We start from the raw sequence: 445 nt of genomic DNA on the forward strand, positions 1-445 counted from the left end.
GTACAGACCGACCCAAAACAGGAGCGACTATCGGCTACAATCTGGTACGCATTCCGCGCTATATCAAGGGTTTACTATTTATCAAGCGAGCAATCAGAGAGTTGAAGCCCGATGTGGTCATCAACTTTTATGAAATGCTGATGGGGTTTGCTTATATGCTGTTTCCGCCCAAGGTGCCGTATGTTTGTGTTGCCCATCAATATGCGTTTTTGCATCCTGACTATCGCTTTCCGGCAGAAGATAAGTCGCAATTGTTCTGTTTGAAATTAGTAACGCGCGTAACTTGCCTCCGAGCCAAAAAATTGTTTGTGCTGTCCATTGCCAATAACTCCCGCGCCGATGCAGACTCCCGTTTTGTGTTTGTGCCGCCACTGTTGCGCGAGGAGGTTTTCAAGCAGACAGCCACGCAGGGCAACTATTTGCACGGCTACCTGCTGAACGCAAA

At 48.3% G+C, this 445-nt stretch carries 1 protein-coding gene; it reads left to right on the forward strand.

Annotated elements, in window-relative coordinates; all coding sequences use genetic code 11:
• On the forward strand, window positions 1-445 hold a 445-nt coding region (locus ASC50_RS04655; RefSeq protein WP_226995403.1), incomplete at both ends, for a glycosyltransferase family protein.

Source organism: Candidatus Symbiothrix dinenymphae (genome assembly GCF_001431085.1).